21 protein-coding genes are annotated in these 23,461 nt (G+C 39.0%); 7 read left to right on the top strand and 14 right to left on the bottom strand.

The window, feature by feature from the left end; translation table 11 throughout:
* Window positions 1–89: 89 nt before the first annotated feature.
* Both fcl and AC07VK_RS17375 read left to right on the top strand, forming a co-directional pair.
* On the top strand, window positions 90–1,016 hold the full coding sequence (fcl, locus tag AC07VK_RS17380) for a GDP-L-fucose synthase (RefSeq protein WP_492962040.1): 927 nt from the start codon (window positions 90–92) through the stop codon (window positions 1,014–1,016).
* Window positions 1,017–1,147: 131 nt separating this feature from the next.
* Entirely contained in the window at window positions 1,148–2,080 is a 933-nt protein-coding gene (locus tag AC07VK_RS17375) for a hydrogen peroxide-inducible genes activator (protein WP_492955914.1), read from the top strand.
* Between the two features lie 272 nt (window positions 2,081–2,352).
* Here the strand turns inward: AC07VK_RS17375 and AC07VK_RS17370 are convergent, their stop codons facing one another.
* The 5 genes from AC07VK_RS17370 to AC07VK_RS17350 form a co-directional block, all read right to left on the bottom strand.
* Window positions 2,353–2,592 (bottom strand): hypothetical protein, encoded by a 240-nt coding sequence (locus tag AC07VK_RS17370; RefSeq protein WP_492962038.1) that lies wholly within the window; start codon window positions 2,590–2,592, stop codon window positions 2,353–2,355.
* A 43-nt stretch (window positions 2,593–2,635) separates the two neighbouring features.
* Window positions 2,636–3,097 (bottom strand): hypothetical protein, encoded by a 462-nt coding sequence (locus AC07VK_RS17365; RefSeq protein ID WP_492955912.1) that lies wholly within the window; start codon window positions 3,095–3,097, stop codon window positions 2,636–2,638.
* Window positions 3,098–3,194: 97 nt separating this feature from the next.
* Window positions 3,195–3,803 (bottom strand): superoxide dismutase, encoded by a 609-nt coding sequence (locus AC07VK_RS17360; protein WP_108201324.1) that lies wholly within the window; start codon window positions 3,801–3,803, stop codon window positions 3,195–3,197.
* 244 nt (window positions 3,804–4,047) lie between these two features.
* Complete coding sequence (locus tag AC07VK_RS17355; RefSeq protein ID WP_492962036.1) at window positions 4,048–4,515, bottom strand: nucleoside deaminase; 468 nt, start codon at window positions 4,513–4,515, stop codon at window positions 4,048–4,050.
* A 362-nt stretch (window positions 4,516–4,877) separates the two neighbouring features.
* Window positions 4,878–5,213, bottom strand: a complete 336-nt coding sequence (locus AC07VK_RS17350; RefSeq protein WP_426326617.1) for a tRNA-binding protein — start codon at window positions 5,211–5,213, stop codon at window positions 4,878–4,880.
* A 192-nt stretch (window positions 5,214–5,405) separates the two neighbouring features.
* Here AC07VK_RS17350 and AC07VK_RS17345 point away from each other — a divergent pair, with 192 nt between their 5' ends.
* The 3 genes from AC07VK_RS17345 to AC07VK_RS17335 all read left to right on the top strand — a co-directional run bounded on the left by AC07VK_RS17345 (window position 5,406) and on the right by AC07VK_RS17335 (window position 10,255).
* Window positions 5,406–6,890, top strand: a complete 1,485-nt coding sequence (locus AC07VK_RS17345; RefSeq protein ID WP_492962034.1) for a xylulokinase — start codon at window positions 5,406–5,408, stop codon at window positions 6,888–6,890.
* A 72-nt stretch (window positions 6,891–6,962) separates the two neighbouring features.
* Complete coding sequence (gene xylA, locus AC07VK_RS17340) at window positions 6,963–8,294, top strand: xylose isomerase (RefSeq protein WP_492962032.1); 1,332 nt, start codon at window positions 6,963–6,965, stop codon at window positions 8,292–8,294.
* Between the two features lie 284 nt (window positions 8,295–8,578).
* Window positions 8,579–10,255 (top strand): sodium/sugar symporter, encoded by a 1,677-nt coding sequence (locus tag AC07VK_RS17335; RefSeq protein ID WP_492955907.1) that lies wholly within the window; start codon window positions 8,579–8,581, stop codon window positions 10,253–10,255.
* A 602-nt stretch (window positions 10,256–10,857) separates the two neighbouring features.
* Here AC07VK_RS17335 and AC07VK_RS17330 read toward each other — a convergent pair.
* From AC07VK_RS17330 to AC07VK_RS17300, 7 genes are all read right to left on the bottom strand, one after another.
* Complete coding sequence (locus tag AC07VK_RS17330) at window positions 10,858–11,238, bottom strand: hypothetical protein (RefSeq protein ID WP_131029427.1); 381 nt, start codon at window positions 11,236–11,238, stop codon at window positions 10,858–10,860.
* A 1-nt stretch (window position 11,239) separates the two neighbouring features.
* Window positions 11,240–12,475 carry an ABC transporter permease gene (locus AC07VK_RS17325; protein WP_492962029.1) on the bottom strand — a complete coding sequence of 412 codons (1,236 nt, stop codon included), beginning with the start codon at window positions 12,473–12,475 and terminating at the stop codon, window positions 11,240–11,242.
* A gap of 88 nt (window positions 12,476–12,563) precedes the next feature.
* The gene (locus AC07VK_RS17320; protein ID WP_492962027.1) at window positions 12,564–13,202 is read right to left on the bottom strand and encodes an MBL fold metallo-hydrolase; all 639 of its coding nucleotides are present in this window, start codon (window positions 13,200–13,202) and stop codon (window positions 12,564–12,566) included.
* Window positions 13,203–13,252: 50 nt separating this feature from the next.
* The gene (gene gldD, locus AC07VK_RS17315) at window positions 13,253–13,840 is read right to left on the bottom strand and encodes a gliding motility lipoprotein GldD (RefSeq protein ID WP_492962025.1); all 588 of its coding nucleotides are present in this window, start codon (window positions 13,838–13,840) and stop codon (window positions 13,253–13,255) included.
* A 55-nt stretch (window positions 13,841–13,895) separates the two neighbouring features.
* Window positions 13,896–14,639, bottom strand: coding sequence for a shikimate dehydrogenase family protein (locus AC07VK_RS17310; RefSeq protein ID WP_492962023.1), 744 nt, complete (start codon window positions 14,637–14,639; stop codon window positions 13,896–13,898).
* 98 nt (window positions 14,640–14,737) lie between these two features.
* Entirely contained in the window at window positions 14,738–15,505 is a 768-nt protein-coding gene (locus AC07VK_RS17305) for a phosphosulfolactate synthase (protein WP_029276919.1), read from the bottom strand.
* 60 nt (window positions 15,506–15,565) lie between these two features.
* Complete coding sequence (locus tag AC07VK_RS17300; protein WP_057930756.1) at window positions 15,566–16,969, bottom strand: tetratricopeptide repeat protein; 1,404 nt, start codon at window positions 16,967–16,969, stop codon at window positions 15,566–15,568.
* Between the two features lie 250 nt (window positions 16,970–17,219).
* Here AC07VK_RS17300 and AC07VK_RS17295 point away from each other — a divergent pair, with 250 nt between their 5' ends.
* Window positions 17,220–17,675: a nuclear transport factor 2 family protein gene (locus AC07VK_RS17295; RefSeq protein WP_492955901.1), complete on the top strand. Its 456-nt coding sequence runs from the start codon at window positions 17,220–17,222 to the stop codon at window positions 17,673–17,675.
* A 472-nt stretch (window positions 17,676–18,147) separates the two neighbouring features.
* Here AC07VK_RS17295 and AC07VK_RS17290 read toward each other — a convergent pair whose 3' ends face one another.
* Window positions 18,148–20,658, bottom strand: coding sequence for a M1 family aminopeptidase (locus AC07VK_RS17290; protein ID WP_492962021.1), 2,511 nt, complete (start codon window positions 20,656–20,658; stop codon window positions 18,148–18,150).
* A 105-nt stretch (window positions 20,659–20,763) separates the two neighbouring features.
* Window positions 20,764–21,645, bottom strand: coding sequence for a TraB/GumN family protein (locus AC07VK_RS17285; RefSeq protein WP_492962019.1), 882 nt, complete (start codon window positions 21,643–21,645; stop codon window positions 20,764–20,766).
* A 210-nt stretch (window positions 21,646–21,855) separates the two neighbouring features.
* On the opposite strand from AC07VK_RS17285, the gene amaB reads away from it, so the two are divergent.
* Window positions 21,856–23,397, top strand: a complete 1,542-nt coding sequence (gene amaB, locus AC07VK_RS17280; RefSeq protein ID WP_492962017.1) for an L-piperidine-6-carboxylate dehydrogenase — start codon at window positions 21,856–21,858, stop codon at window positions 23,395–23,397.
* The last annotated feature ends 64 nt before the right edge of the window (window positions 23,398–23,461 follow it).

Here is a 23,461-nt window from a genome sequence, read left to right as displayed (position 1 = left end):
ATTAAATCAATAATCGAAGTTTCTTTTGCCAGAAAGATTAATGTCATTCTTATTTAGGAATCGTATTTTTGTAACATATAAAAAATACCGTGGAAAAAAATGCTAAAATATATGTTGCAGGCCATCGTGGCATGGTAGGTTCGGCCATTTACCGCAAACTGCAAAAAGAGGGTTACGAGAATATTATAACCAAAACTTCAAGCGAGTTAGATTTACGAAACCAACAAGCCGTTACAGATTTTTTTGCAGCAGAAAAACCAGATTATGTATTTCTTGCCGCAGCAAAAGTGGGTGGCATTGTAGCCAACAATACATACAGGGCCGATTTTCTCTACGAAAATTTAGCCATACAAAATAACGTGATACACAATGCTTATGTAAATGGCGTTAAAAAATTAATGTTTTTAGGCTCGAGCTGTATTTACCCTAAAATGGCCCCACAACCTTTAAAGGAAGATTACCTTTTAACCGGAACATTAGAGCACACCAACGAGCCTTATGCCATTGCAAAAATTGCAGGGATCAAAATGTGCGATGCCTACCGCGATCAGTATGGCTGTAATTTCATTTCGGTTATGCCAACTAATTTATATGGCTTTAATGACAATTATCACCCTCAAAATTCGCATGTTTTACCCGCTTTGATCCGTAAGGTACACGAAGCAAAAGCGAACAACGAAAAGGAGATTGTGGTTTGGGGATCAGGATTGCCTATGCGCGAATTTTTGTTTGCAGATGATCTGGCTGATGCCTGCTATTTCCTGATGCAAAACTATAACGAACCACATCTGATTAATGTGGGTACGGGACACGATTTAACCATTAAAGATTTAGCTTTATTAATCAAAGACGTATTGGGCTTTGAAGGCGAATTGGTATTTGATGCCAGCAAACCTGATGGAACACCGCGTAAATTAATGGATGTAAGCAAACTTCATAATTTAGGCTGGAAACATCAAATCGAACTTAAAGAAGGTATTGCCCTGGCTTATCAGGATTTCGAAAGCAGATATTAAAATAATGAGAGAAGGTTTGAATGACAGAATGCCTTAATCCACTTTCATTCAATCACTCACTAATTCTCTCATTCGTTAACTTTATATAGTTAGAATTTATATATTTGTTTTGATAAATAAATTTTAACTATATGACTTTAGTTCAGCTGGAATATATCGTTGCTGTAGATACTTACAGAAGTTTTGTTACCGCTGCAGATAAATGTTTTGTAACGCAACCTACTTTAAGTATGCAGGTGCAAAAACTGGAGGAATTGATCAGCGTTAAAATTTTCGACAGGAGCAAACAACCGGTAAGCCCGACTGAAATTGGCGCCCAGATTATTGCCCAGGCCAGGATTATTTTACAGGAAAGCGGAAAAATAAAAGAACTGATCAGCAGTCAGCAGCAGGATGTTTTAGGCGAATTAAGAATAGGCGTAATTCCAACTGTTGCACCATATCTGCTCCCAGAAGTAATATCTGCCATGCTGGACAAATATCCTGAATTAAAACTTTTAATCTGGGAATATACCACCGAAGATATTATTCACCACCTCAAAACAGGTGTACTGGATTGTGGTATCTTAGCCACGCCACTTACCGATCCGAACATTACCGAAATCCCATTATATTACGAAAACTTTGTAAGCTATATCAGCAAAAACAGCAAGCTTTATAAAAAGAAGGCCGTTGATGCCGAAGATCTGAACGATGAAAACATCTGGCTATTGAATGAAGGTCATTGTATGCGCAATCAGGTATTGAACATCTGCCGCTCTACAAAAAACAACAGGCTACAGGGACTGGAATATAATACAGGCAGTGTAGAAACCCTGGTTAGGATGGTTGATTTAAACGGCGGCGCAACATTATTGCCCGAGCTGGCCATAACAGAATTAAATGCAAAGCAGACCAATAAGATCCGACATTTTAAATCGCCTGAACCTGTGCGGGAGATCAGCCTGGTAACCCATAAAAACTTTATTAAAAAACGGATGCTTAATGCTTTGAAAGATGAGATATTAGAGATTATCCCAAAAACCATGAAGCAAAAAAAGAAAAAAGATATTATTGGGATTTAGTTCTTCTTGCGAAGTTTAAAAGGGCCAAGCGATGGAAAAACTTCGAAAGCTTTTAATATGATCGTCATTGCGAGAAGGCTTTTTCAGCCGACAAAGCAATCTTACAACGATCGCTAGTAGCATGTGTGCATTAAAGATTATTCATTTTTGCTGTTGCTTTTAAAGGCATTCATGAGCTCACTCCGTTCGGTTAGCTTCCTACCTCAGCAATGACGACTTTACTGCCGTGTTTTGATAATACTTAGTAAGTGCTAAATCAATAAAAGAGGCTTTTAAGCTTCGTGAATTAGCTCACGGTCTCTATCCACATGATCAGCCAGTTTATAACCTGATGCAGCAGGATTTTTATCCTCTAAAAAGATTAAAATAATTAATGAAATAATGGGGATTAAAAAGGAAATGAAAAACCAGAACCAAAAATTCCGGCCTGTTCGCTTTGCCAAAAAACCTGCAAGTAATTGCGGCGACAATAGAAGTCCGAGTACAATAGTGCCTACGATTATCTCTGGCATTTGTTATTGAATTAATCGATTACAAAGGCGCTAGCTTGCTTGCTTAAAGATTTTGTTTTTGTGCTGGAGGTGCAGATAACAATCCTTTAATATCGCTTTCCACTTCTTCCTCTTCGCCTTTTTTCTTTTTCTTGTTTTTAGCTTTTAAACCTTTACCACTTAAACGTTCCTCAATGATTTTATCATATTCGGTTTGTTGTTCCGGCCTTAAAACATTGCGGATATTTTTTGAGGTTTCGTTCTGCAGTTTATAGAATTTATCTACATCTTCTTCGCGCGAGTTGCCTGCCTGTTGTCTTTTAATTAAATCAGCCTGCTCTTTTGCCTGGTTATAGGTAAAGCTGTAGATTACGCTTTTTTGCGTGCCATTTAGTTTTAACCGTTTATCCAGATCCTCCACATTCTTCTGTGCAATTTCCCCTGGAGTAGGTACTTTATTCTGTTGTGCACGCACCAATCCATTTACACCAACAATAATTAAAAATAAAATTACAAGCCTTTTCATTTCGAACATTTTATATCTGCGAAGTTACTTAATTATCTTAAAACAAGAAAGTCCCGATTTGCATCAGGACTTTCTTGAATTTTATTGAATGTTTAGCTTACAAAGCTTTTTTGTAAAGCTCAGCAACTGCATCCCAGTTAATTACATTCCAAATTGCCGCTAAATAATCAGGGCGTTTGTTTTGGTATTTTAAGTAATATGCGTGCTCCCAAACATCGATACCTAAAATTGGTGTTCCTTTTACTTCAGCAACATCCATTAAAGGGTTATCTTGGTTTGGTGTAGAAGAAACCTGAAGTTTTTTATCAGCACCAACTGATAACCAAGCCCAGCCAGAACCAAAACGGGTAGCACCAGCTTCTTGTAATTTAGTTTTAAGATCAGCAAACGATCCAAAAGTTTCGTTAATTGCTTTAGCTAGATCGCCTGTTGGCTCACCACCTTTATTTGGGCCTAAAATATTCCAGAATAAAGAGTGGTTATAGTGGCCACCACCGTTGTTTCTAACAGCAGCTGGGAATTTTGAAATGTGTTTTACAATTTCCTCGATGCTCGAAGTCGCCTCTGGCTTACCTTCTAACGCTTTATTTAGGTTGGTAACGTAAGCTTGATGGTGTTTATCATGGTGAATTTCCATGGTAGTTTTATCAATATGCGGTTCTAATGCATCGGTTGCGTAATGTAACGCAGGTAATTCAAAAGCCATAATGTTTTATGTTTAAAGATTTAAAAATGTTTCTTGTAGCAAATATAACATTAGAACGTTAAGATTTGTTCATGTTATTATCATCAAATCGTTTTCTGTTCAGTTGTTGTAAAGTTGGGAGTTCAAAAGTTGTAAGGCTCAGGGCGATAGCTAAACAGTTTTAATGAAAAAATTTACTATTTAGTCAGTAGTTAATGGTCGATAGTAAAATAGTCCGCTTGTCAATGAACTATGAGCCATTAACTCACCTTTTCTTCGCAAAGAAATTTCTCATAAGCGCCGCACATTCTTCTGCCATTACCCCACCTTTCAATATCGTTTTAGGATGGAGCAGATTGGTATTTTTGGAGATAAAGCCCCTTTTTTCCTCTCTGGCACCATACACAATGCGGCCAATCTGCGTCCAATAGCTTGCACCGGCACACATTACACAAGGCTCGATGGTTACATATAAGGTACAATCCCTTAAATATTTTCCGCCTATCGTTTGCGCTGCGGAGGTAAATGCCTGCATTTCTGCATGCGCAGTAACATCATTAAAGCGTTCGGTTAAATTGTAGCCACGGCCAATAATTCTGTTTTTACTAACCACTATTGCGCCGATTGGAATTTCATCTTCAGCCAAAGCTTTTTTTGCTTCTTCCAGGGCCAATTTCATGTAATGAATGTCTTCTTCCTCTGGGGCGGTATTTTCGAAATTGTAAAAACTCATGTGGCAAATATAGGGTAACACTTCCGAAGTTTTACTAGCCCTTTGCTCTTGGAAACTTCGGAAGTCTAGTCGAGGTTTTGGAGCGCAATTTCAGCGCTTATCGGCTGCTTCAGTCCTGCTTTCTGTTCCAAGTACGCACTCGTTCCTCGTTTGCGCGCTTTCCACTTCAATCAGGGCTACTAAAAAAAGCCTGCGTTCAATAAGAAAACCGCAATGGGTAAGTGTATTGCCTATTTCCCGCAGATCGGCGCTGATTAATCTCGCAGATTAAAAAGATTTTCATGTTATTATATCTACATAAATCTACGTTTTAATCTTTTTGAATCTGCCGGAAAGAGTCTCCGGTAAACTTCAGAAGTCGGCTAAATCAACTTACTTCCGTTAGGAACTTTACTTTGTACGGCAGTCAATACAATATCACCGTTTTCATCGGCAAAACCGGTTACCAAAAATTCGGACATAAATTTGCCAATCTGTTTTTTAGGGAAGTTGATCACCCCTACAATCTGTTTCCCAGGTAATTCGTCCAAAGAATAATGTTTGGTAATCTGCGCACTGCTCATTTTAATGCCGAATTCGCCAAAGTCTACCTTTACCTTGTAAGCAGGCCGCCGGGCTTCAGGAAATTCGAAAGCCTCTAAAATGGTGCCTACCCTCAATTCTACCTTTTCGAAATCATTCCAGGTTATCTCTTCCATAGTTCAATTTTAAATGTAATGGCAAAAATATAAATTATTAAAATATTTCTATTGTAGTTTTAATAGGCATAAACATCAATTCAACCGATTGCATTAAATAGAATAGATTTTACAAAAAATTTGCGTTTTATCTTTTAAGCACTATCTTTATGCAACCGTTTGCATAACCAAATATTAAAATAACTTAAAACCATGTATTTATTAGGGATTGATTTAGGAACCTCATCTATAAAAGTTGCCGTTGTTGATGTAGCTACACAAAGGAATGTAGCAACGGCTCAGTATCCGGAAGAGGAAACGGCTATCAAATCTTTGCAATCGGGCTGGGCAGAGCAATCGCCTGATGATTGGTGGCAAAATGTTCAACAGGCCATCCTTAAATTAAATGCCACTGGCTTATTTTATCCCAAAGAGATTAAAGCCATTGGTATTGCTTACCAAATGCATGGTCTGGTTGTAGTAGATAAAGACCAAAACGTACTGCGCGATAGTATTATTTGGTGCGATAGCAGGGCCGTAGAGCTAGGCAATAGTGCTTTTGAGGCCATTGGAGAGGAGAAATCGTTAAAACACCTGTTAAATTCTCCGGGAAACTTTACAGCCTCAAAGCTAGCCTGGGTAAAAGCAAATGAGCCCGAAATCTATAACCGCATCGATAAAATAATGCTGCCAGGCGATTTCATCGCAATGAAATTAACAGGAGAAATTACAACAAGTATTTCTGCATTATCTGAAGGCATTTTCTGGGATTTTGAAAATCATGAAATTTCCAAAGATGTAATGGATTATTACGGCATCGCAGGCAACCTTATTCCGCAGGTGAAAACTTTATTTTCCGAACACGGTTATTTAAAAACCGATATTGCAGGGTCTCTGGGCCTATCAGCTGGCATCCCGGTAGCTTATAAATCCGGCGATCAGCCCAACAATGCACTTTCTTTAAATGTGTTAAAGCCTGGAGAAGTTGCGGCAACAGCCGGAACATCAGGTGTGATTTACGGGGTAAGCAACAATCTTACCTACGATAAACAGTCGAGGGTGAATACCTTTGCCCATGTAACCTATTCGGAGGAGAAAAAACACACCGGCGTTTTACTTTGTATCAATGGCACCGGCAGCATGTACCGTTGGGCAAAATATAATTTCGCACCACAGTCTACCTATGCTGAACTGAATAACCTGGCATTAAAAGCACCAATAGGGAGCAATGGCTTAAAAGTACTTCCCTTTGGAAACGGTGCCGAGCGGATGTTAAACAACAAATATACAGGAGCCCAGCTGTTAGGTATCGACTTAAATCTTCACAACCAATCAGATATTTTTAGGGCCGTACAAGAAGGGATTGCCTTTTCTTTCCGCTATGGACTGGATATTATGAGAGAAAACGGCATGAAACCTAAAGTAATCCGCGCTGGCAGGGCCAACCTCTTTTTAAGTGAGGTATTTGCACAAACTTTTGTTGACGTTACGGGCATTCCGGTAGAACTTTACGAAAACGACGGAAGTGTAGGCGCAGCCTTAGGTGCCGGCATAGGGGCTGGGATTTTTAAAAGCGCAGAAGAAGCTTTTAACAACCACGAAGTAATTAAAACTTTAAGCCCGCAACATTCGGCAGCATACGAACCGATTTATCAGGATTGGAAAAAAATATTAGAGAAACAATTAGCAATTGGTTAATGGTTGATTGTGCGTAGCGGGACCGACTATGAACTATTGACCAGCAGACCACCAACCAAAAAACAAAAAAACATGACAAAAGTAGTAACAGGAGCAAAGGAATTTTTTAAGGGCATTGAGCAGATCAAGTTTGAAGGCCTGCAAAGCGACAATCCATTAGCATTTAGATGGTACGATGCCAACAAAGTAGTAGCGGGCAAAACCATGAACGAGCATTTTAAATTTGCCTGCGCGTATTGGCATTCGTTTAACGGCAATGGTGCAGATCCGTTTGGTGGCGCAACGCATATTTTCCCTTGGGATGAGAAAAAAGATGCAGTAGAAAGGGCAAAAGATAAAATGGACGCAGCCTTTGAATTTATCACTAAAATGCAGATCCCTTATTATTGCTTCCACGATGTGGATGTGGTAGATTATAGCGACGATATTGCCGAAAACGAGCGCAGATTACAGGCCCTTGTTGAATATGCCAGGCAAAAACAAGCAGATAGCGGTGTAAAATTACTTTGGGGAACAGCGAATTTGTTCAGCCATAAGCGCTACATGAATGGCGCATCTACCAATCCCGATTTCCATGTACTGGCACACGGAGCTGCACAGGTAAAAGCAGCTTTAGATGCTACTATTGCACTTGGCGGCGAAAATTATGTGTTCTGGGGAGGAAGAGAAGGTTATATGAGTTTATTGAACACCAATATGAAACGTGAGCAGGAACACCTGGCAAAATTCTTACATACCGCTAAAGATTATGCACGCAAACAGGGCTTCAAAGGAACATTCTTCATTGAACCAAAACCATGCGAACCTTCTAAACATCAATATGATTACGATGCGGCAACAGTGAAGGGCTTTTTACAACAATACGATCTGCTCGCCGATTTCAAATTAAATTTAGAAGTTAACCACGCTACCCTGGCCGGCCATACTTTCCAACATGAATTACAGGTTGCAGTAGATAATGGCTTATTAGGTTCTATCGACGCAAACCGTGGCGATTATCAAAATGGCTGGGATACCGATCAGTTCCCGAACGATATTAACGAGCTAACAGAAACCATGTTAATCATTTTAGAAGGTGGTGGCCTACAAGGTGGAGGTGTAAACTTCGATGCAAAAATCCGCCGTAACTCTACTGATCCCAAAGACCTGTTCTATGCACACATTGGCGGCATGGATATCTTCGCAAGAGCGTTAATCACTGCAGATGCCATTCTTCAAAAATCTGATTACAAAAAAATAAGAACCGACCGCTACGCTTCATTTGATAGCGGAAAGGGTGCCGAATTTGAACAAGGCAAACTAAGTTTAGAAGATCTGAGAAATTACGCTGCAGAAAACGGCGAACCAGAAGTACGCAGCGGAAAGCAAGAATACCTGGAAAACTTAATTAACAGGTATATTTAAGTTAATTTATAATAATGTAATCTCCGTGGTCTGTGTCCTCACAGACCACTAGAATTTGATTTAATTAGAATAGTCTGTGGCAATACCGACCATGGATGAGAACCAGAGCAACCTCCATTAATTTAACCATCTCTGTAGCCTGTTGAAAGTAGAAAAGCTGTTAATTTTTAACAGCGCAAATTAATAAACGTTACTTTAACACTTTTTAATTCAAAAAAAAGCTGAGATTAATTTATGATTTTACTACATTTAGATTTCTAAACCAAATAACCACTATTATATTAATGAAAAACAATTTATTGGACACGAAGGATTACATTGTATTTGCGGTGTACTTCGTTATTGTGGCTGCTTACGGTCTGTACATCTACAATAAGAAAAAATCCGCATCCACAGGCTCAAAAGATTATTTCTTAGCTGAAGGTTCACTTACCTGGTGGGCAATCGGTGCATCCTTAATTGCATCGAATATTTCTGCAGAACAGTTTATCGGCATGAGCGGATCGGGCTTTAAGATGGGGTTGGCAATTGCAACTTACGAGTGGATGGCTGCCCTTACCCTGGTTATTGTTGCTGTTTTCTTTATTCCGGTTTACCTGAAAAACAAGATCGCCACAATGCCGCAATTTTTGCATCAACGCTACAACGGCACCGTTGCCATGATTATGGCTGTGTTCTGGTTATTGTTGTACGTAGTGGTAAACTTAACATCAATTCTTTATTTAGGTGCTTTAGCGGTTAGCAGTATCTCTGGATTCGATTTATCTTTCTGTATGTATGCCATTGCAGCTTTTGCCATCGTAATTACACTGGGCGGAATGAAAGTAATTGGCTATACCGATGTTATTCAGGTATTTTTCTTAATTCTGGGCGGTTTGGCCACAACATACCTGGCATTAAACCTGGTTTCTACCCATTACGGAACTTCAGGTATTTTTGAAGGTTATAGCCTGATGACCTCAAAAGCATCAGAACACTTCCATATGATCTTAAAACCCGATAATGAGAATTACATTGATTTACCGGGATTAAGCGTATTAGTAGGTGGTATGTGGATTGTAAACCTTAACTATTGGGGCTGTAATCAATATATCACGCAACGTGCTTTAGGTGCAGATTTAAAAACTGCCCGTGGGGGTATTTTGTTTGCTGCATTCTTAAAGTTATTAATGCCGATTATTGTAGTATTGCCAGGTATTGCAGCTTATGTACTATATAAAGACGGGGCTTTTCAATCGGAAATGCTGCAGGATGGAGCTGTTAATCCAGACCGTGCCTACCCGGTACTGTTAAACTTATTACCTGCCGGATTAAAAGGTTTATCGTTTGCAGCATTAACTGCAGCGGTTGTAGCCTCACTAGCTGGTAAAGCAAACAGTATTGCAACCATTTTCACGCTGGATATTTACAAGAAAGTGTTAAAAACCGATGCTTCTGAAAAGAACCTCGTTTTTACAGGTAAAATTGCGGTAGTTGTAGCCATGGTATTGGGCGTTATTATTGCACCATACTTAGGTATCGACAAAAAAGGTGGATTCCAATATATCCAGGAGTATACAGGCTTTGTTTCTCCAGGTATATTTGCCATGTTCATTCTGGGTTTCTTCTGGAAAAGAGCAACCTCAAATGCAGCACTTTTTGCAACAATTGGTGGTTTCGGACTATCGTTATTGTTAAAGGTTCTTCCTACCTGGACCGATCTTTCCTGGTTATCGGGAGTAGGCTTCTCGGTTAAAAATGCAACTGGTATTTACGAAATCCCTTTCTTAGATAGAATGGGTATCGTATTTGTATTCTGTATTATCGGTATGGTAATCATCAGCTTGTTCGAAAACAAAAACGGTGTTAATCCAAAAGGACTGGAAATTGATTCGAAAATGTTCAAAACCACCACAGGTTTCGCTGTTGGTTCATTGATTATTATCGGTTTATTGGTAGCCCTTTACAGTATATACTGGTAGAAGATATCTTTTTATTATATTTCTAAAGCTTTTCTGGAAACAGGAAAGCTTTTTTTGTTTTTATACGAATTAATCATTTACAACAGGGAATTAAATTTTTCCAAAAAAGCTTATCTAAGCAAATTATAAAGGCGCTATTTTTTGGAAAGCAGATACAGCAGCATTAGGTCATGACAGCCATGCTCTCTCTGTTACTTCCGATGCTAGTTTAGTGCCAATTATCGGCAAAGGATCAGAACCACTCCGATCAGGTTTAGGTGGCTAAGAAGGTGCAATTATTTGTGGCTGCAGGGCGTAGCGAATTATGCAATGAGACCCAAACCATTAATAGCTGTAGAAAAACGCCCTAATTAGCCCTGATTGAAGTGTAAAGCCCGCATCCCGAATTTTCATCGGGAGAGGACTTGTAATGGAAAGCAGGACTACAGCAACCGATAAGCACTACTATTGCGCTCCAAGAAAAAAATATTTAAATCGCAAGGCTAACCATCGTTACACGATATTTTCCTTTTACAATTGGTTTGGTTCGTGGAGACACGAACCAAGGCCTTTGATCCCGAATCTTCGGGACAGCATGACGACTCTTATAGGTTTTGAATGAATTACTGCGAACAAGGTCCGTCAGGGATTTCCTTACTGATTTTAAGCACTTTCATCACCACCAAGGTAGAATCGAAATCTGGCGAAACTGTAGCGGTATCAGACTTCGCGAAATAACCTTCTAATTCTACATATACTGGCTCGTAAGGCTTTTCGAACCCTAAGTTACTATAAGAGAGCTCTAAGTTTTTTACACTGTCTTTAACCCAATATTCACGTCCATCTTCACATAAGGTAAAAGACTTCATTTCAGGCCCAAAACTATACAAACCTTTAACCGTTTTCAGATTACTTTTTTCTCCCTCGGCTTTATCGTTTCTACAAGCTGTAGCGGCTACGCCAAGGAGCACAACAAATACAATTGCTTGTTTAAATAGCTTCATTTTATATAGTTTGATTAATTTGATCTATCTTTTTAACACTTAAATTGGATGACAAAGCAGATGCCAAAAATGAGAAGATGCCTACTGTAACAAAAACTAAAACAAAATCCTTCCATTTTAATCCGATTGGATAAGAACTTACCAGCGTTTTATTTACTTCATCACCCATTTTGATAAAACCATAAGTGTGCTGAAAATAATAAAATATGAGGCCGATAATTAAGCCCAGCACACAGCCAGACATGGTAATCATCATTCCCTCAAATAAAAATATACGTTTGATTAATTTCTTTCCTGCGCCTAAACTGCTCAGAATGGCTACATCCTTCACTTTATCGATTACTAACATGGTTAACGACCCTATGATATTAAATATAGCAATAATCAGGATAAAAGTAAGAATTATATATACCGCCCATTTTTCGGTATTTAAAATGTGGTAGAGTGATTTATTTTGCTCGGCCTGATTTCTGACTTCATAATCTTTACCCGCTTTTTCGATTACCTCTTTTTGAAAATCGTCTACATCAACCCCCCGTTGCAGATTGATCTCTATTGCAGACACATTTTTCTCTTCGCCTAAAAGTTCGCGGGCGAAATTCAATGGCACAATAATACCATTGTCGAAATCTTGTTGTACTTCAAAAACACCACTTACCCGAATGTTCTTTACCACAAAATCGTCGGCAGGGTTTAAGCTATTTGCCGCGATATCTTTCTTTGGCGAATAGATTTCCAATTCTGTAAAGGGATCGACAGTATTTACAGCCAGATAACTCTGCAGGGCAGAACCAATCACCGCATTATCGCCGCTTCTGTTGTGCAGTATAAAATGGCCTTCTTTTATGGTACTATCTAATTTGGTGTTTTTTAAATAGTCTAAACTTACACCTTTAACCATTCCAACAGCTTGTTTGTTGTTGTACTTTAATAAAGCATTTTCTTGTAGTACCTCGGTAAAAGCGGCAACATCTTTATTTTTTCTGAGCTGATTAAAATAACCTGTATTCGGATCAAAAGTTTTCCCCTTAGCCGGTGTAATGGCAATTTGTGGGGTAATGGTATCGAACATATCCAATACCACTGTTTCTAAACCGTTAAATACCGAAAGGATAATAATCAATGCGGCACTGCCAACCATCACACCTACCATCGATATGCCCGATATCAGGTTAATGGCATTGGTAGATTTTTTGGCAAAAAGATACCTTTTGGCAATATAAAACGATGTATTCACAGCGGCAAAGATAAATAAAAGGTTGAGGGTTTTAAGGTAAAAGGCTTCAGGTTGTGAACCCTTTAACAATTATGAACCTTTAATCCTGCTAAAAAAATGGGTTATGTTGTTTTTCAAAACCAATGCTTGTGGCTGGTCCATGGCCAGGATAAACTTTGGTTTCATCAGGTAAGACAAAAAGTTTATCGGAAATGTTTTGGATTAATTGCTGATGATTACCTCCAGGCAGATCGGTACGGCCAATACTTCCATAAAAAAGCACATCACCACCTATTAAAATATGATCGGCTGCACTGTAAAAACACAGGTGTGCCGGCGAATGCCCCGGAGCAAAAATTAAGGTCAGTGTACTGTTACCAAAAGAAATTGTCCCTGTTTCGGGCAAAAAGGTATCGGGCAGAGGAGATATATCATAACGCGTAAAACCCATTGATGGCGCATAACCAGGAACTGCATTTAAAATTGGCAGTTCGCCCGCATGAAACTGTGGTTTTAAGCCATAGGTTTCGAACACAAATTTATTGCCGAAAACATGATCGAGATGACAATGTGTATTGAGCAATAAGACTGGCTTTAACCCTTCATTTTTAATGAAAGCCGCCAATTCATTTTGCTCAAAACCTTCGTACATGCCCGGATCGATAATGACACATTCTTTGGTTTCATCATAAAGCACGTAGGTATTTTCGCTATAGGCATTAAACGTGAAGGTTTTTATTGTAATCATAAAATTTTAGAAAAAATCCTGTTTCCAAAAGCAGGATGACAAATAATAAATTAATTTTTCCACCTAAAGGTAGAAATCAAGGTATCGATATCCTTTTTAATAAATTTAACAACGGGTTCAATAGAGTCGTATTGTGGGCGTTCATTAAAATATAAAGCCCCTCTAAAATAATGTTTAGCACTATCGGTTAAAAAAAACTGGACTGATGATGCAGTATTCCCTTCAATGGCGTAATAAATGCCGTAAACTTTATGATCGGGATAATTGATGAGTTTTTGATCAATTGCACTGGCTTTTATCGTATGTTTAAAAGCCAGTTTTCGGGCATCTTCTACCATTTCATCATATTCGCCTTTACCCGAAACATCGTAATACGTTAAATGCAAAAAGCCATTAAACTGCTTAAAGTGCAAATTGTACCAGTTCTTTTGGGCATCACGGCTTTGATCTTGTTCTACCGCCGCATAAGTTGGATATTTGAAAGTAAAGGGGACAGGCTTGGTAAATGCAGTATAATCTTTTTTAGGAAATACTATCCTGTAATAAGCTTTTGGCTTTGGGCTATAATCGTGGTTCTGACAAGCTGTTATAAAGAAAAGTAATACAAAGGGAAAACAGATCAGTTGTTTTAGTTTCATAACATTTTACCAAAGATTGCACCGTCGTTCCTACTTGCTTTGACGATAGGTTAAATTATTTATTCCAGATTGCCCAAGCTTTTTCTGCTTGTTTGTACAGCATTTCCAAACCGTTTTTAATAGCTGCACCGCGCTCAGCAGCTTTAGCCAAAAATGCTGTCTCCAGCGGATTGTACACTAAATCGTAAGCTAAATACCCTGGCCCAACTAAACTGTAATCAATTTCGGGAAAGGTATCTATATTTGGCGACATTCCGAGCGGGGTGGTATTGATCAATAACTGGTGTGAGGCTAAAATCTCTGGCGTAATTTCTGAATAGAGAATAGCACCCTGAACAGCTGTCCGTACCACAACCTGATATTGGATATTTAATTTTTCTAAAACGTACTTTACCGCTTTCGCTGCCCCACCATCACCAAAAACAAGTGCTTTTGTGTGTTGCGGTCCTAATAATGGTTTCAGCGATTCTTCAAAGCCATATGCATCGGTATTGTAGCCTTTTAAATAGGTTGCATCTTCAAAACTTTTGATCGAAATACAATTTACGGCCCCAATTTTTTCGGCAGCTTCATCTACTTCGTTTAAATAACAAAGCACGTTAACTTTATGCGGAATTGTAACATTAAGCCCACAAAGTGATGGATTTTCACTTAGCAGATCGGGCAGTGATTTAATATCGGCAATAGGGAAAAGCTCGTATTGATGATCGACTATGCCCTCATTTTGAAATTTTTCCGTGAAATATTTTTTCGAGAATGAATGAGAAAGTGGGTATCCGATTAAGCCGTATGTTTTCATAACTGTATTTACGTCATTGCGAGGCATGGAGCAATCTTAATGCGATAGAAATAAACTACCTACAGATTGCTCCGTGCCTCGCAATGACGAATTTTGTATTATTTTACTTGGTTCAGGAAATAATCGAAAGTATCTCCCCGCAAACCTAAACGGATGGTTTCTAAAGGAATTACTTCTGCTGGAGCAATATTCCCAAGGTTTACATTGCTACCGATTAATTTAATAAACCAAACTTGCTGTTCCTTTTGAGGTGCTTCCCAAATAATGGTTTCTTCAGGAATCTGAGTTAAAATTTCATCAACCAATCCTTCACGCACTTCACCGCTTCCACGGTAAATACCTACATTACCACCTTCGCGGGCTTCGGCAATTACTTTCCACGATCCCGCCTCAATTTCGGCCTGCATTAATTTAATCCACTTATATGGGGCAAATATTTTAGCGGCATCTTTACTTCCAACCTCCGAAATAACGGTTACCTGTTTAGAAAGTTCGCGGATAAACTCACATTTTTTATCGTGCTCAATTTCAATAGAACCATCAGAAACTTCTGCATATTCCATTCCGTACTGGTCTAAAACACGTTGGTAATCTGAAAATTGGTTACGAATGATAAAGGCTTCAAACAACGTTCCTCCGAAATAGGTAGGAATGCCTGCACTTTTATATAAAGCTAATTTTTCTTTAAGGTTTGGTGTTACGTGTGATGTTGCCCAACCTAATTTTACGATATCTGTATGTACGCCGGCAACTTCAATAAAATCTTCAACCTGGCGTAGGCTCAATCCCTTATCCATAACCATTGTTAAGCCTTTTTGGCGTGGTTTAGCTGGACGTTCGGGAACGTTTAATAATGGATAATTCATATGCGTACAAAAGTGAAAAAAATTTTGAGATTTATTTGTTAAATTTTTCTCACAAGGTCGTTACCTAATATATCTGTTTATAACGTTCAAAATGGCACTATTATCCTGCAATTGTGGCAAATATTCAAATAAAATATAGTGTTTATCGGGGTCGGTTGTTAAAGCCGTTTCCAAATATCCCAGTGCATCGCTATAATTCCCCTGGGCAAAAAGATAGGCTACCATTCGGTAATACAGTTCTGCTGCTTCCGGATTATTCTTGATCGCCTCTGCCATTGTTTCCGATGCTTCCAGCAATTTTCCCTGCTCGTAAAGCACAGTACTAAAATCTAACCATGCTTCAATATCCAAAGGATTAAACTCCAATACCTTTTCGTAAGCTTCGATCGATTCATCAATCTGGCCTAATTTATAATAAGCATCTGCCATAGCAAACCAGAAATCTGGGTTCTCGGCCTCTAAATCGATTGCTTTTTTGTAAAAGTGAAGCGATTCGAAATAACGTTCTTCAAAATTCAGCGTAACACCGATCCCAAACCAGGCATCTGCCATTTTGGGATCCATTTTCACCGATTTTTTGTAGTAAGAACGGGCTTCGTCCATTTTCTCCAGTTTCTCGTAACATTCGCCAATGGCGCAATAAGTATCGGCATTAGGCTGTTCATATTCGAAAGTTTGCTTATAAACATCTATCGCCTCGTCATATTTATCGAGCTGAACCAGCGCATTACCTTTATTGAAATATGCAGAGCTAAAATCTTCTTTGATCAGGATCGCATAATCATAAGCATCAATCGCTTTTTCAAAAAGATTCAACTTATGGAAACTGTTGCCCAAATTATACCATGCCGCATATGAATACGGATCGGTATCGATGTATTGCTGATAAAACTTAATACTTTCTTCCTGTTTATCTAACACATCGTAACAGAAAGCCAGCTCATATAAGCCATCCTGGTTCTCCATATTCTGCTCTAAACTGAGCTTAATGTAGGTAATGGCGCTTTCATAGTCGCTCATGCTCTGGTAAACATAAGCCATCTGCAATAAAATCTCATCGGTACTTTCGGCCAGTCCTAAAGCTTTTTCATAATTTTCCAAAGCCTCATCAAAACGTTCGGTATTTTGAAAAATATTTCCGCGAAGCAAATAAATATCTGGTTCTGACGGCTCTAAAAGCTCGGCCTTTTGCAAAGCAATAAAAGCCTTTTCGTGGTTGTTGGTTAAAATGTAAAGATGAGCTTGTTTGATTAAAAATACTGTTGCATAAGGGTGCTGACTGATTGCAAAATCAACAACCTGCAAAGCTTTGACCGGATCATTTTTTTCAATGTAGAAATCTACAATGTATTCGAATGCGCCTGCATCGAAGAAATACTGATCCTGGTTGCGGAGCATTTCTTCGTAACGTTCTACCGAGCGTTGTGCATCTTCGTTGGATTCAAAAAAGAATTCTTCTTCCATATATTATACTATTAAAGAACCGTGCCAATTAGCAGAAAAACACATTATAAGTTTACAAGTTTTAATTATCCGTTTCTAAAATAATTATTAACATCAATCGGCTAAAACAGCGTAAATAGCTGACTATAAAGCGTATTGACTGTGATTAAGATGTGTGGATAATCGATAGATTTTTTGCAACATCGCGGTTCCTTTTCCCTTCTTTGACAAAAATACTATAAATTTATGGTATATACGTAATTAAGAAGTCATGAAAGGATTAGTCATTTTTGCCCTGTTTTTAATAAGTTTTGCTACAAATACATTTGCGCAAAGCGATGAAGAAAGTGCTATCAAAAAAACCATAAACAATCTTTTTGCCGGTATGAAAGGTGGAGACAGCACTTTAACCAGCACTGCATTTGCACCAGCAGCGATTATGCAAACCATCGTTAACAAAGAAGGTAAGGTGAATGTACGCACAGAATCCGTTAACAACTTTATCAAATTTATCGGCACTCCACACCAGGAAAAGTATGATGAGCGCATTGTGTTTACAAAAATATTAATCGATGGCCCTTTGGCTTCTGTTTGGACAGACTATAAATTTTATCTGGGCGAAAAATTTAGTCATTGCGGGGTTAATTCTTTTCAGTTGGTGAAAGGAGATAAAGGCTGGCAGATTGTTTATATAATCGACACCAGGAGAAAGGATAAATGCAATTAGTGATTTTTACGGATAAGTATTATTGTTTTTTGGAAAGCAGAACTTGTAGCTAGATTATTGTTAGTCGGGCTTTTCGTTGTAGTCCCGATTTTGAAGGAAAATCGGGAGCTGCCACTGCATCCGATAGCTATCGGATCCCGTTTAGGCACGCGGGTTCGTGCTGCTAGTTGGGGTTGCATTGCCCATAGTTGCACCGCCCTTAGTTTATAAACCTGATAGAACGGAAAGCCCGGAGCGAAGCATGAGTGAGGACTTGGAGGGATAGCAGGACTACCGCCTCCCAAGGCATAGAACTGTTCATTTCCAAAATCTCTAAATCATGCCACTCTATGTAAATCGGTTTTCAATTCTATATTTCATGTTTATTTTTTTGGAAAGCAAAACCTGCAGTTGATTAATGTTAGGCAGGATTGGGAAAAGAAAGAGCCGGCGATGTCTCCAGGCCAGCTCTTTTCTATATGAGATTTACTATTTATTCTTTTCCCAGATCAGCTGCGCCTTTTTTAAATAATTCGGCCTGTTTGCTCAGCTTTGTTTTAGCCTCTCCGCTTACTGCGGCAGCTTGTTGCGTTTTAGCCTGGGCAGCTGCAGCATAAGCACCCGCAAGTTGCTTGTTTAAATAGGTCTGTAATTTTAATCTTTCAATGGCGCCAGCAATGTTCATCATACCTTTTTCGGTAACTACAGGATTATTGTTTGCTCTCAGGTACTGAAAATACTGGCCAACTACTGCAAAGACATTATTCCTGTCACCTGTAAGCATAATGTTATCATAAAATGCCTGATACTCATCTTTTGGTTCACTGATGTATAACGTTGCAATAGAAGGTGCTATATGTGCTTTCGTATCTTCATCTAACGATGCTAAAGCTGCGATACTTTCTTGTGGAGCCAGTTTGGCCAAACCATCAACACCGGCTGCAATTACCCTATACGACCTATCTTTTAAACTTTCTAACATTAAATTTTTATAAGCCTGATCGCCAGTTTCAGCTAATTTCACTATTGCAGCCGATCTTGCTTCGGTATTTTTATCTGTTTTGGCAATCTGAAGTAAAACCGGTAAAGCTGCTGCTTTAATCTGAGTATCATCCAGGTTAATGCCATCAATGCTTAAAGCCCGTAAATCGGCAGACTTATCCTTTAAACCATCCAGCAACACCAGCTGACCACTTTTGGCTTTGCTCTGCATAATAAATTGCAGGGCTTCAATTCTATTGGCATAACTAGGCGCATTTTTGTATTGGAAATAATAGTTTTCAGCAGTTTTATTATCATTGGTTTCGCCAACTAAAATTTTATCTACATCAAAATCGATTAAATCGGGTTTAGCACTCACCTCGAAACTAAAATTCTGCTCACGGCTATTGATCAGGATTTCTTTTCTGATTTTTTTACCTCCTGCATAAATATCGATTTTGATCGGCAGCGTAAAAGTCTGCACGCTCGAATCCTGTGTTTGTTTAACTTTAATTGTTGCCTTGCCGTTTTCGTAACCATAATCGATACTTAAAACCGGATGGCCACCATTGTAATACCACTGATTAAAATAAGGGCTCCAGTCTTTTCCGGTAACCTCTTCCATAGCCAAACGCAATTGATGTGTTTCGCCATTTTTAAAGGCATTGGTAGTGAGGTAGCGGTTAAGTGATTTGTAGAAAGCGGCATCACCCATTTGATTTTTTAGGGCATATAAAATAATCGATCCTTTAGCATAGCTGATGTTATCGAACATATCTTCCTTGTCGCCATAATAAAAACGTGCCAAAACAGGGCTTTCACCTTTTTTGGTCGATCCTAAATAGGACTGCAGTTTACTGTAACGCGATTTATCTTCCGCATCCTGCCCTTCATCATGCCCATGCCAGATCACCTCGCCAAAGGTGGCAAAAGATTCGTTCATGGTTAAGTTAGACCACGACTCTGCAGTTACATAATCGCCAAACCATTGATGAAAAAGCTCGTGTGCAATGGTTCCTTCTTCATTTTCATCCAATAACTCACGGTCTGTTTTTTGTACCTGCTCGCCATGTAAAGTAGCGGTAGTATTTTCCATTGCGCCCGAAACGTAATCTCTGGCTACCACCTGCGCATATTTGTTCCATGGATAATCTACTCCTAACAGATTGCTGTAAAACTGGATCATATCAGGGGTTTTACCAAAAATCTGCCTGGCGTAAGGCGCAAATTTTGGTTCGAGATAGTAACTTACTTCCTTACCTTTATAGGTATCTTTTGTGATTTTAAACTCACCCACAGCCATCATAAATAAATATGGCGAATGTGGCAGATCCATCTTCCAGGTATCGGTCCTTGTTCCATCTGCATTGGCTTTCTGGCTCACCAATTTTCCGTTAGAAAGGGTAGTATATTTCGATTTTACCGTCATCGAAATCTCTTCAGTGGTTTTCTGATCAGGTTTATCGATAGTTGGAAACCATGCCGAAGATGATTCTGTTTCGCCCTGGGTCCAGATCTGTGTTGGTTTATTTTTATCAGTACCATCCGGGTTGATAAAATATAAACCTTTAGCATCGGTTATGGCCGCACTCCCCTTTACTTTTAATTCATCAGGTTTAGCGGTGTAAGCAATATAAACCGTGTACTTTTCGCTATTGGTGTACTTTTTATTTAAGGTGATATACAGCTTATTGTCCTTATAAATATACTTAAGCGGGGTATTTCCTTTTGCGCCAACCAATGCAATGGTTTTAATGTCCATTCCCTGCGCATCGAGAGTTAAAGAGTCTGTAGCGTAAAAATGAGGTTTTAAAGTAAGCCATTCTTTACCGTATAGGTATCGTTTTGCATAATCAAAAGATACATCGAGTTTGGTATGTACCAGATCGTTAACTTTAGTTGGAGTTACACGGTAAATATTTAAGTTGTTCGATTTTTCTACGGGCTGTTCCTGTGCAAAAAGCGGATTAGCCATAAAGGCCGAAGCCAGCAGCACGCCACAGGCAATAATTCTTTTATTCATTTTTATGTTTTTACAAATTAGCTTTAATTAAACACGGCTGTTTGTGCCAAGTAAAAACGCAAATGTAGTCGCCTTTAGTTTGTTTTTACAAATTCATTGAAATATTTAATTGGTTGCTACAGGTTTCAACACGTAACCTTTAAGCTCCAACCCTTTTATCAAGCCTTCGGCACCCACCAAATGACCTGCCCCAACTGCAATAAATAACGATTGGTTTTCCATCAGGGCAGGCAACTGAGCTAACCATCGGTTATTTCGGTTTTTTAAGAGCTCGGTTATAAATTCTTTGTTTTCTTCATCCTGAATTTTAAAGAGTTCAGTTAATTTATCTATATCCTGAGTGATGTAATAGGTTTTTAACTCCTGCATTTTTTGTTTGCTTTTAGCTATTTCCTTCACCGATTTCAAAAGTGCTTTTTTTTGCTTCTGTAAATCACTGTCAAATAAAAGCGCTCCCTGGTATTCGGCCGTTTCTAACCCATATAAAGACTTAGCATTTTTTTTGGCATATGCCTGGAAACTATTGTCTATTCCTTCGCCTACATCTTTTAACATATCCGAATTATCAAAAAACATCACCATTAGCGATACCATTGCAGGTTTAAAATTATTCATCTGCTTTAATTCAAAATCCGGTTGTTTGGTTTTAAAATAATCTTCAACCTCTTTAAATTCCGCTTTGGTTAATAAACTATCAAGCGTGTTATCTTTCATCATTAAAAACGGCGCCATTTTCTTTTGTACGGTACTATCCATTACTATTTCACCCACTACCGCATCGGCAAATTTCAATTTCTCTTGCAAAACCTTCATGGTATCGGCAAATTTTGCAGCTATTAAATGGTGTGTACCAAATAAATAGGATGGTTTTTTCAATCCATTACCAGAAATTTCCCACAAGAGCGAGTTAGTTGTCTTTTTTGTTTGTGCGGAAAGGGTAATACTGAACCCTAAAAAAGCAATGAGCAATAATTTTATTTTCATCATTCTATTTTATAACAACTGAAGTCTAATCTGATATCATTATCTTTTTGAAAACTACGCTATTTATATTGCAAAGCAAAAACACAAATTTATCGCCTTATTTTACACCTGGTTATGCTTAAAGAAAGATATTGATTACGGAAATAATTTAAAGAGCAGAATGTGACTTCCTTTCTATTAATTTTTTGTTTTTTTGTGTAAATCGTTAGCTATATGACAACAGATATTCAATCCATTTTAAACAAATTAGGCATTAGTGCCAGTAATGCCGCCTATAGTACTGGCAGCCATTGGGGAGGCCAATCGAATGCAGATACACTAGAAAGTTTTTCTCCTGTTGATGGTAAACTGATTGCCTCAGCCAAAGTTGCAGGCAAGGCAGACTATGATGCTGTTGTTATAAAGGCGCAGGAGGCTTTTGCTCAGTGGCGTACCGTTCCTGCCCCGAAAAGAGGCGAAATTATCCGCCAGTTTGGCGATGCCTTACGTGAAAATAAAGATGCGTTAGGCACTTTGGTTTCTTACGAGATGGGAAAAAGTTTGCAGGAAGGTTTTGGTGAAGTACAGGAAATGATCGATATCTGCGATTTTGCAGTAGGTTTATCCAGGCAGCTTTACGGTTTAACCATGCACAGCGAACGCCCAAGCCACCGCATGTACGAACAATGGCATCCGTTAGGGATTGTAGGTATTATTTCTGCATTTAATTTCCCTGTGGCAGTTTGGAGCTGGAATACCGCCCTGGCATTGGTTTGTGGTAATGTTTGCATCTGGAAACCATCGGAAAAAACACCGCTAACCGCAATTGCCTGTCAACATATTATTGCAAAAGTTTTTAAAGATAACGATATAGCCGAAGGGGTTTGCAACCTGGTTTTAGGCGATAGGGAAGTTGGCGAACTCATGACAAATGATGGACGCATTCCTTTAATTTCTGCGACCGGATCTACGCGCATGGGTAAAGCAGTTGGGGCTGCAGTTGGCGCGAGATTGGGAAAAAGCTTGCTTGAACTTGGCGGTAATAACGCCATTATTATTTCAGAACATGCTGATTTGGATATGAGTTTAATTGGTGCGGTATTCGGTGCTGTTGGTACCGCTGGCCAGCGTTGCACTTCTACCAGGAGGCTAATTATCCACGAAAGTGTATATGATGCTTTTACCGCTAAACTGGTTAAAGCTTACGGACAATTGCGTATTGGCGATCCCTTAGATCAAAATAACCATGTAGGCCCACTGATTGATACCGACGCAGTTGCTGCATACTTAGATTCCATTGCAAAATGTAAGGAGGAGGGGGGCAATTTTGTGGTAGAGGGCGGCGTTTTATCGGGCGATGCCTATACAAGCGGGTGTTACGTAAAACCATGCATCGCCGAAGTTCAGAATGATTTTAAGATTGTTCAGCACGAAACATTTGCACCCATTTTATATCTGATAAAATACAAAACATTAGATGAAGCCATCGCTTTGCAAAACGCTGTTCCTCAAGGATTATCATCAGCCATTATGACGTTGAATTTAAGAGAGGCAGAGCAGTTCTTATCTGCTAAAGGCTCTGACTGTGGCATAGCCAATGTAAATATCGGTACTTCGGGCGCAGAAATTGGCGGTGCTTTTGGCGGTGAAAAAGAAACAGGTGGTGGCAGGGAAAGCGGATCTGATGCCTGGAGAGCTTATATGCGCAGGCAAACCAATACCATTAATTATTCGAATACGCTGCCTTTAGCACAGGGGATAAAATTTGATTTGTAAAATCGTCCTCGTTTTTAAGGAGGATGCAGGAGAAAAGCGATTTTATCGCAATCAGATTTCTTAC

This window comes from Pedobacter sp. GW821-FHT01D05 (assembly GCF_059422505.1).
Note: the sequence above shows the minus strand (reverse complement) of the source record. Positions and strands in the feature narration are given on the sequence as shown.

Excerpts from the sequence above, each read along its gene's own strand:
- AC07VK_RS17355 (WP_492962036.1), bottom strand. The coding sequence starts at position 4,515 with ATGAGTTTTTACAATTTCGAAAATACCGCCCCAGAGGAAGAAGACATT.
- AC07VK_RS17360 (WP_108201324.1), bottom strand. The coding sequence starts at position 3,803 with ATGGCTTTTGAATTACCTGCGTTACATTACGCAACCGATGCATTAGAA.
- AC07VK_RS17300 (WP_057930756.1), bottom strand. The coding sequence starts at position 16,969 with ATGGAAGAAGAATTCTTTTTTGAATCCAACGAAGATGCACAACGCTCG.
- AC07VK_RS17350 (WP_426326617.1), bottom strand. The coding sequence starts at position 5,213 with ATGGAAGAGATAACCTGGAATGATTTCGAAAAGGTAGAATTGAGGGTA.
- AC07VK_RS17330 (WP_131029427.1), bottom strand. The coding sequence starts at position 11,238 with ATGAAGCTATTTAAACAAGCAATTGTATTTGTTGTGCTCCTTGGCGTA.
- AC07VK_RS17320 (WP_492962027.1), bottom strand. The coding sequence starts at position 13,202 with ATGATTACAATAAAAACCTTCACGTTTAATGCCTATAGCGAAAATACC.
- AC07VK_RS17290 (WP_492962021.1), bottom strand. The coding sequence starts at position 20,658 with ATGAATAAAAGAATTATTGCCTGTGGCGTGCTGCTGGCTTCGGCCTTT.
- xylA (WP_492962032.1), top strand. The coding sequence starts at position 6,963 with ATGACAAAAGTAGTAACAGGAGCAAAGGAATTTTTTAAGGGCATTGAG.
- AC07VK_RS17295 (WP_492955901.1), top strand. The coding sequence starts at position 17,220 with ATGAAAGGATTAGTCATTTTTGCCCTGTTTTTAATAAGTTTTGCTACA.
- AC07VK_RS17370 (WP_492962038.1), bottom strand. The coding sequence starts at position 2,592 with ATGCCAGAGATAATCGTAGGCACTATTGTACTCGGACTTCTATTGTCG.
- gldD (WP_492962025.1), bottom strand. The coding sequence starts at position 13,840 with ATGAAACTAAAACAACTGATCTGTTTTCCCTTTGTATTACTTTTCTTT.
- AC07VK_RS17335 (WP_492955907.1), top strand. The coding sequence starts at position 8,579 with ATGAAAAACAATTTATTGGACACGAAGGATTACATTGTATTTGCGGTG.
- AC07VK_RS17375 (WP_492955914.1), top strand. The coding sequence starts at position 1,148 with ATGACTTTAGTTCAGCTGGAATATATCGTTGCTGTAGATACTTACAGA.
- AC07VK_RS17305 (WP_029276919.1), bottom strand. The coding sequence starts at position 15,505 with ATGAATTATCCATTATTAAACGTTCCCGAACGTCCAGCTAAACCACGC.
- AC07VK_RS17365 (WP_492955912.1), bottom strand. The coding sequence starts at position 3,097 with ATGAAAAGGCTTGTAATTTTATTTTTAATTATTGTTGGTGTAAATGGA.
- amaB (WP_492962017.1), top strand. The coding sequence starts at position 21,856 with ATGACAACAGATATTCAATCCATTTTAAACAAATTAGGCATTAGTGCC.
- AC07VK_RS17345 (WP_492962034.1), top strand. The coding sequence starts at position 5,406 with ATGTATTTATTAGGGATTGATTTAGGAACCTCATCTATAAAAGTTGCC.
- AC07VK_RS17285 (WP_492962019.1), bottom strand. The coding sequence starts at position 21,645 with ATGATGAAAATAAAATTATTGCTCATTGCTTTTTTAGGGTTCAGTATT.
- AC07VK_RS17310 (WP_492962023.1), bottom strand. The coding sequence starts at position 14,639 with ATGAAAACATACGGCTTAATCGGATACCCACTTTCTCATTCATTCTCG.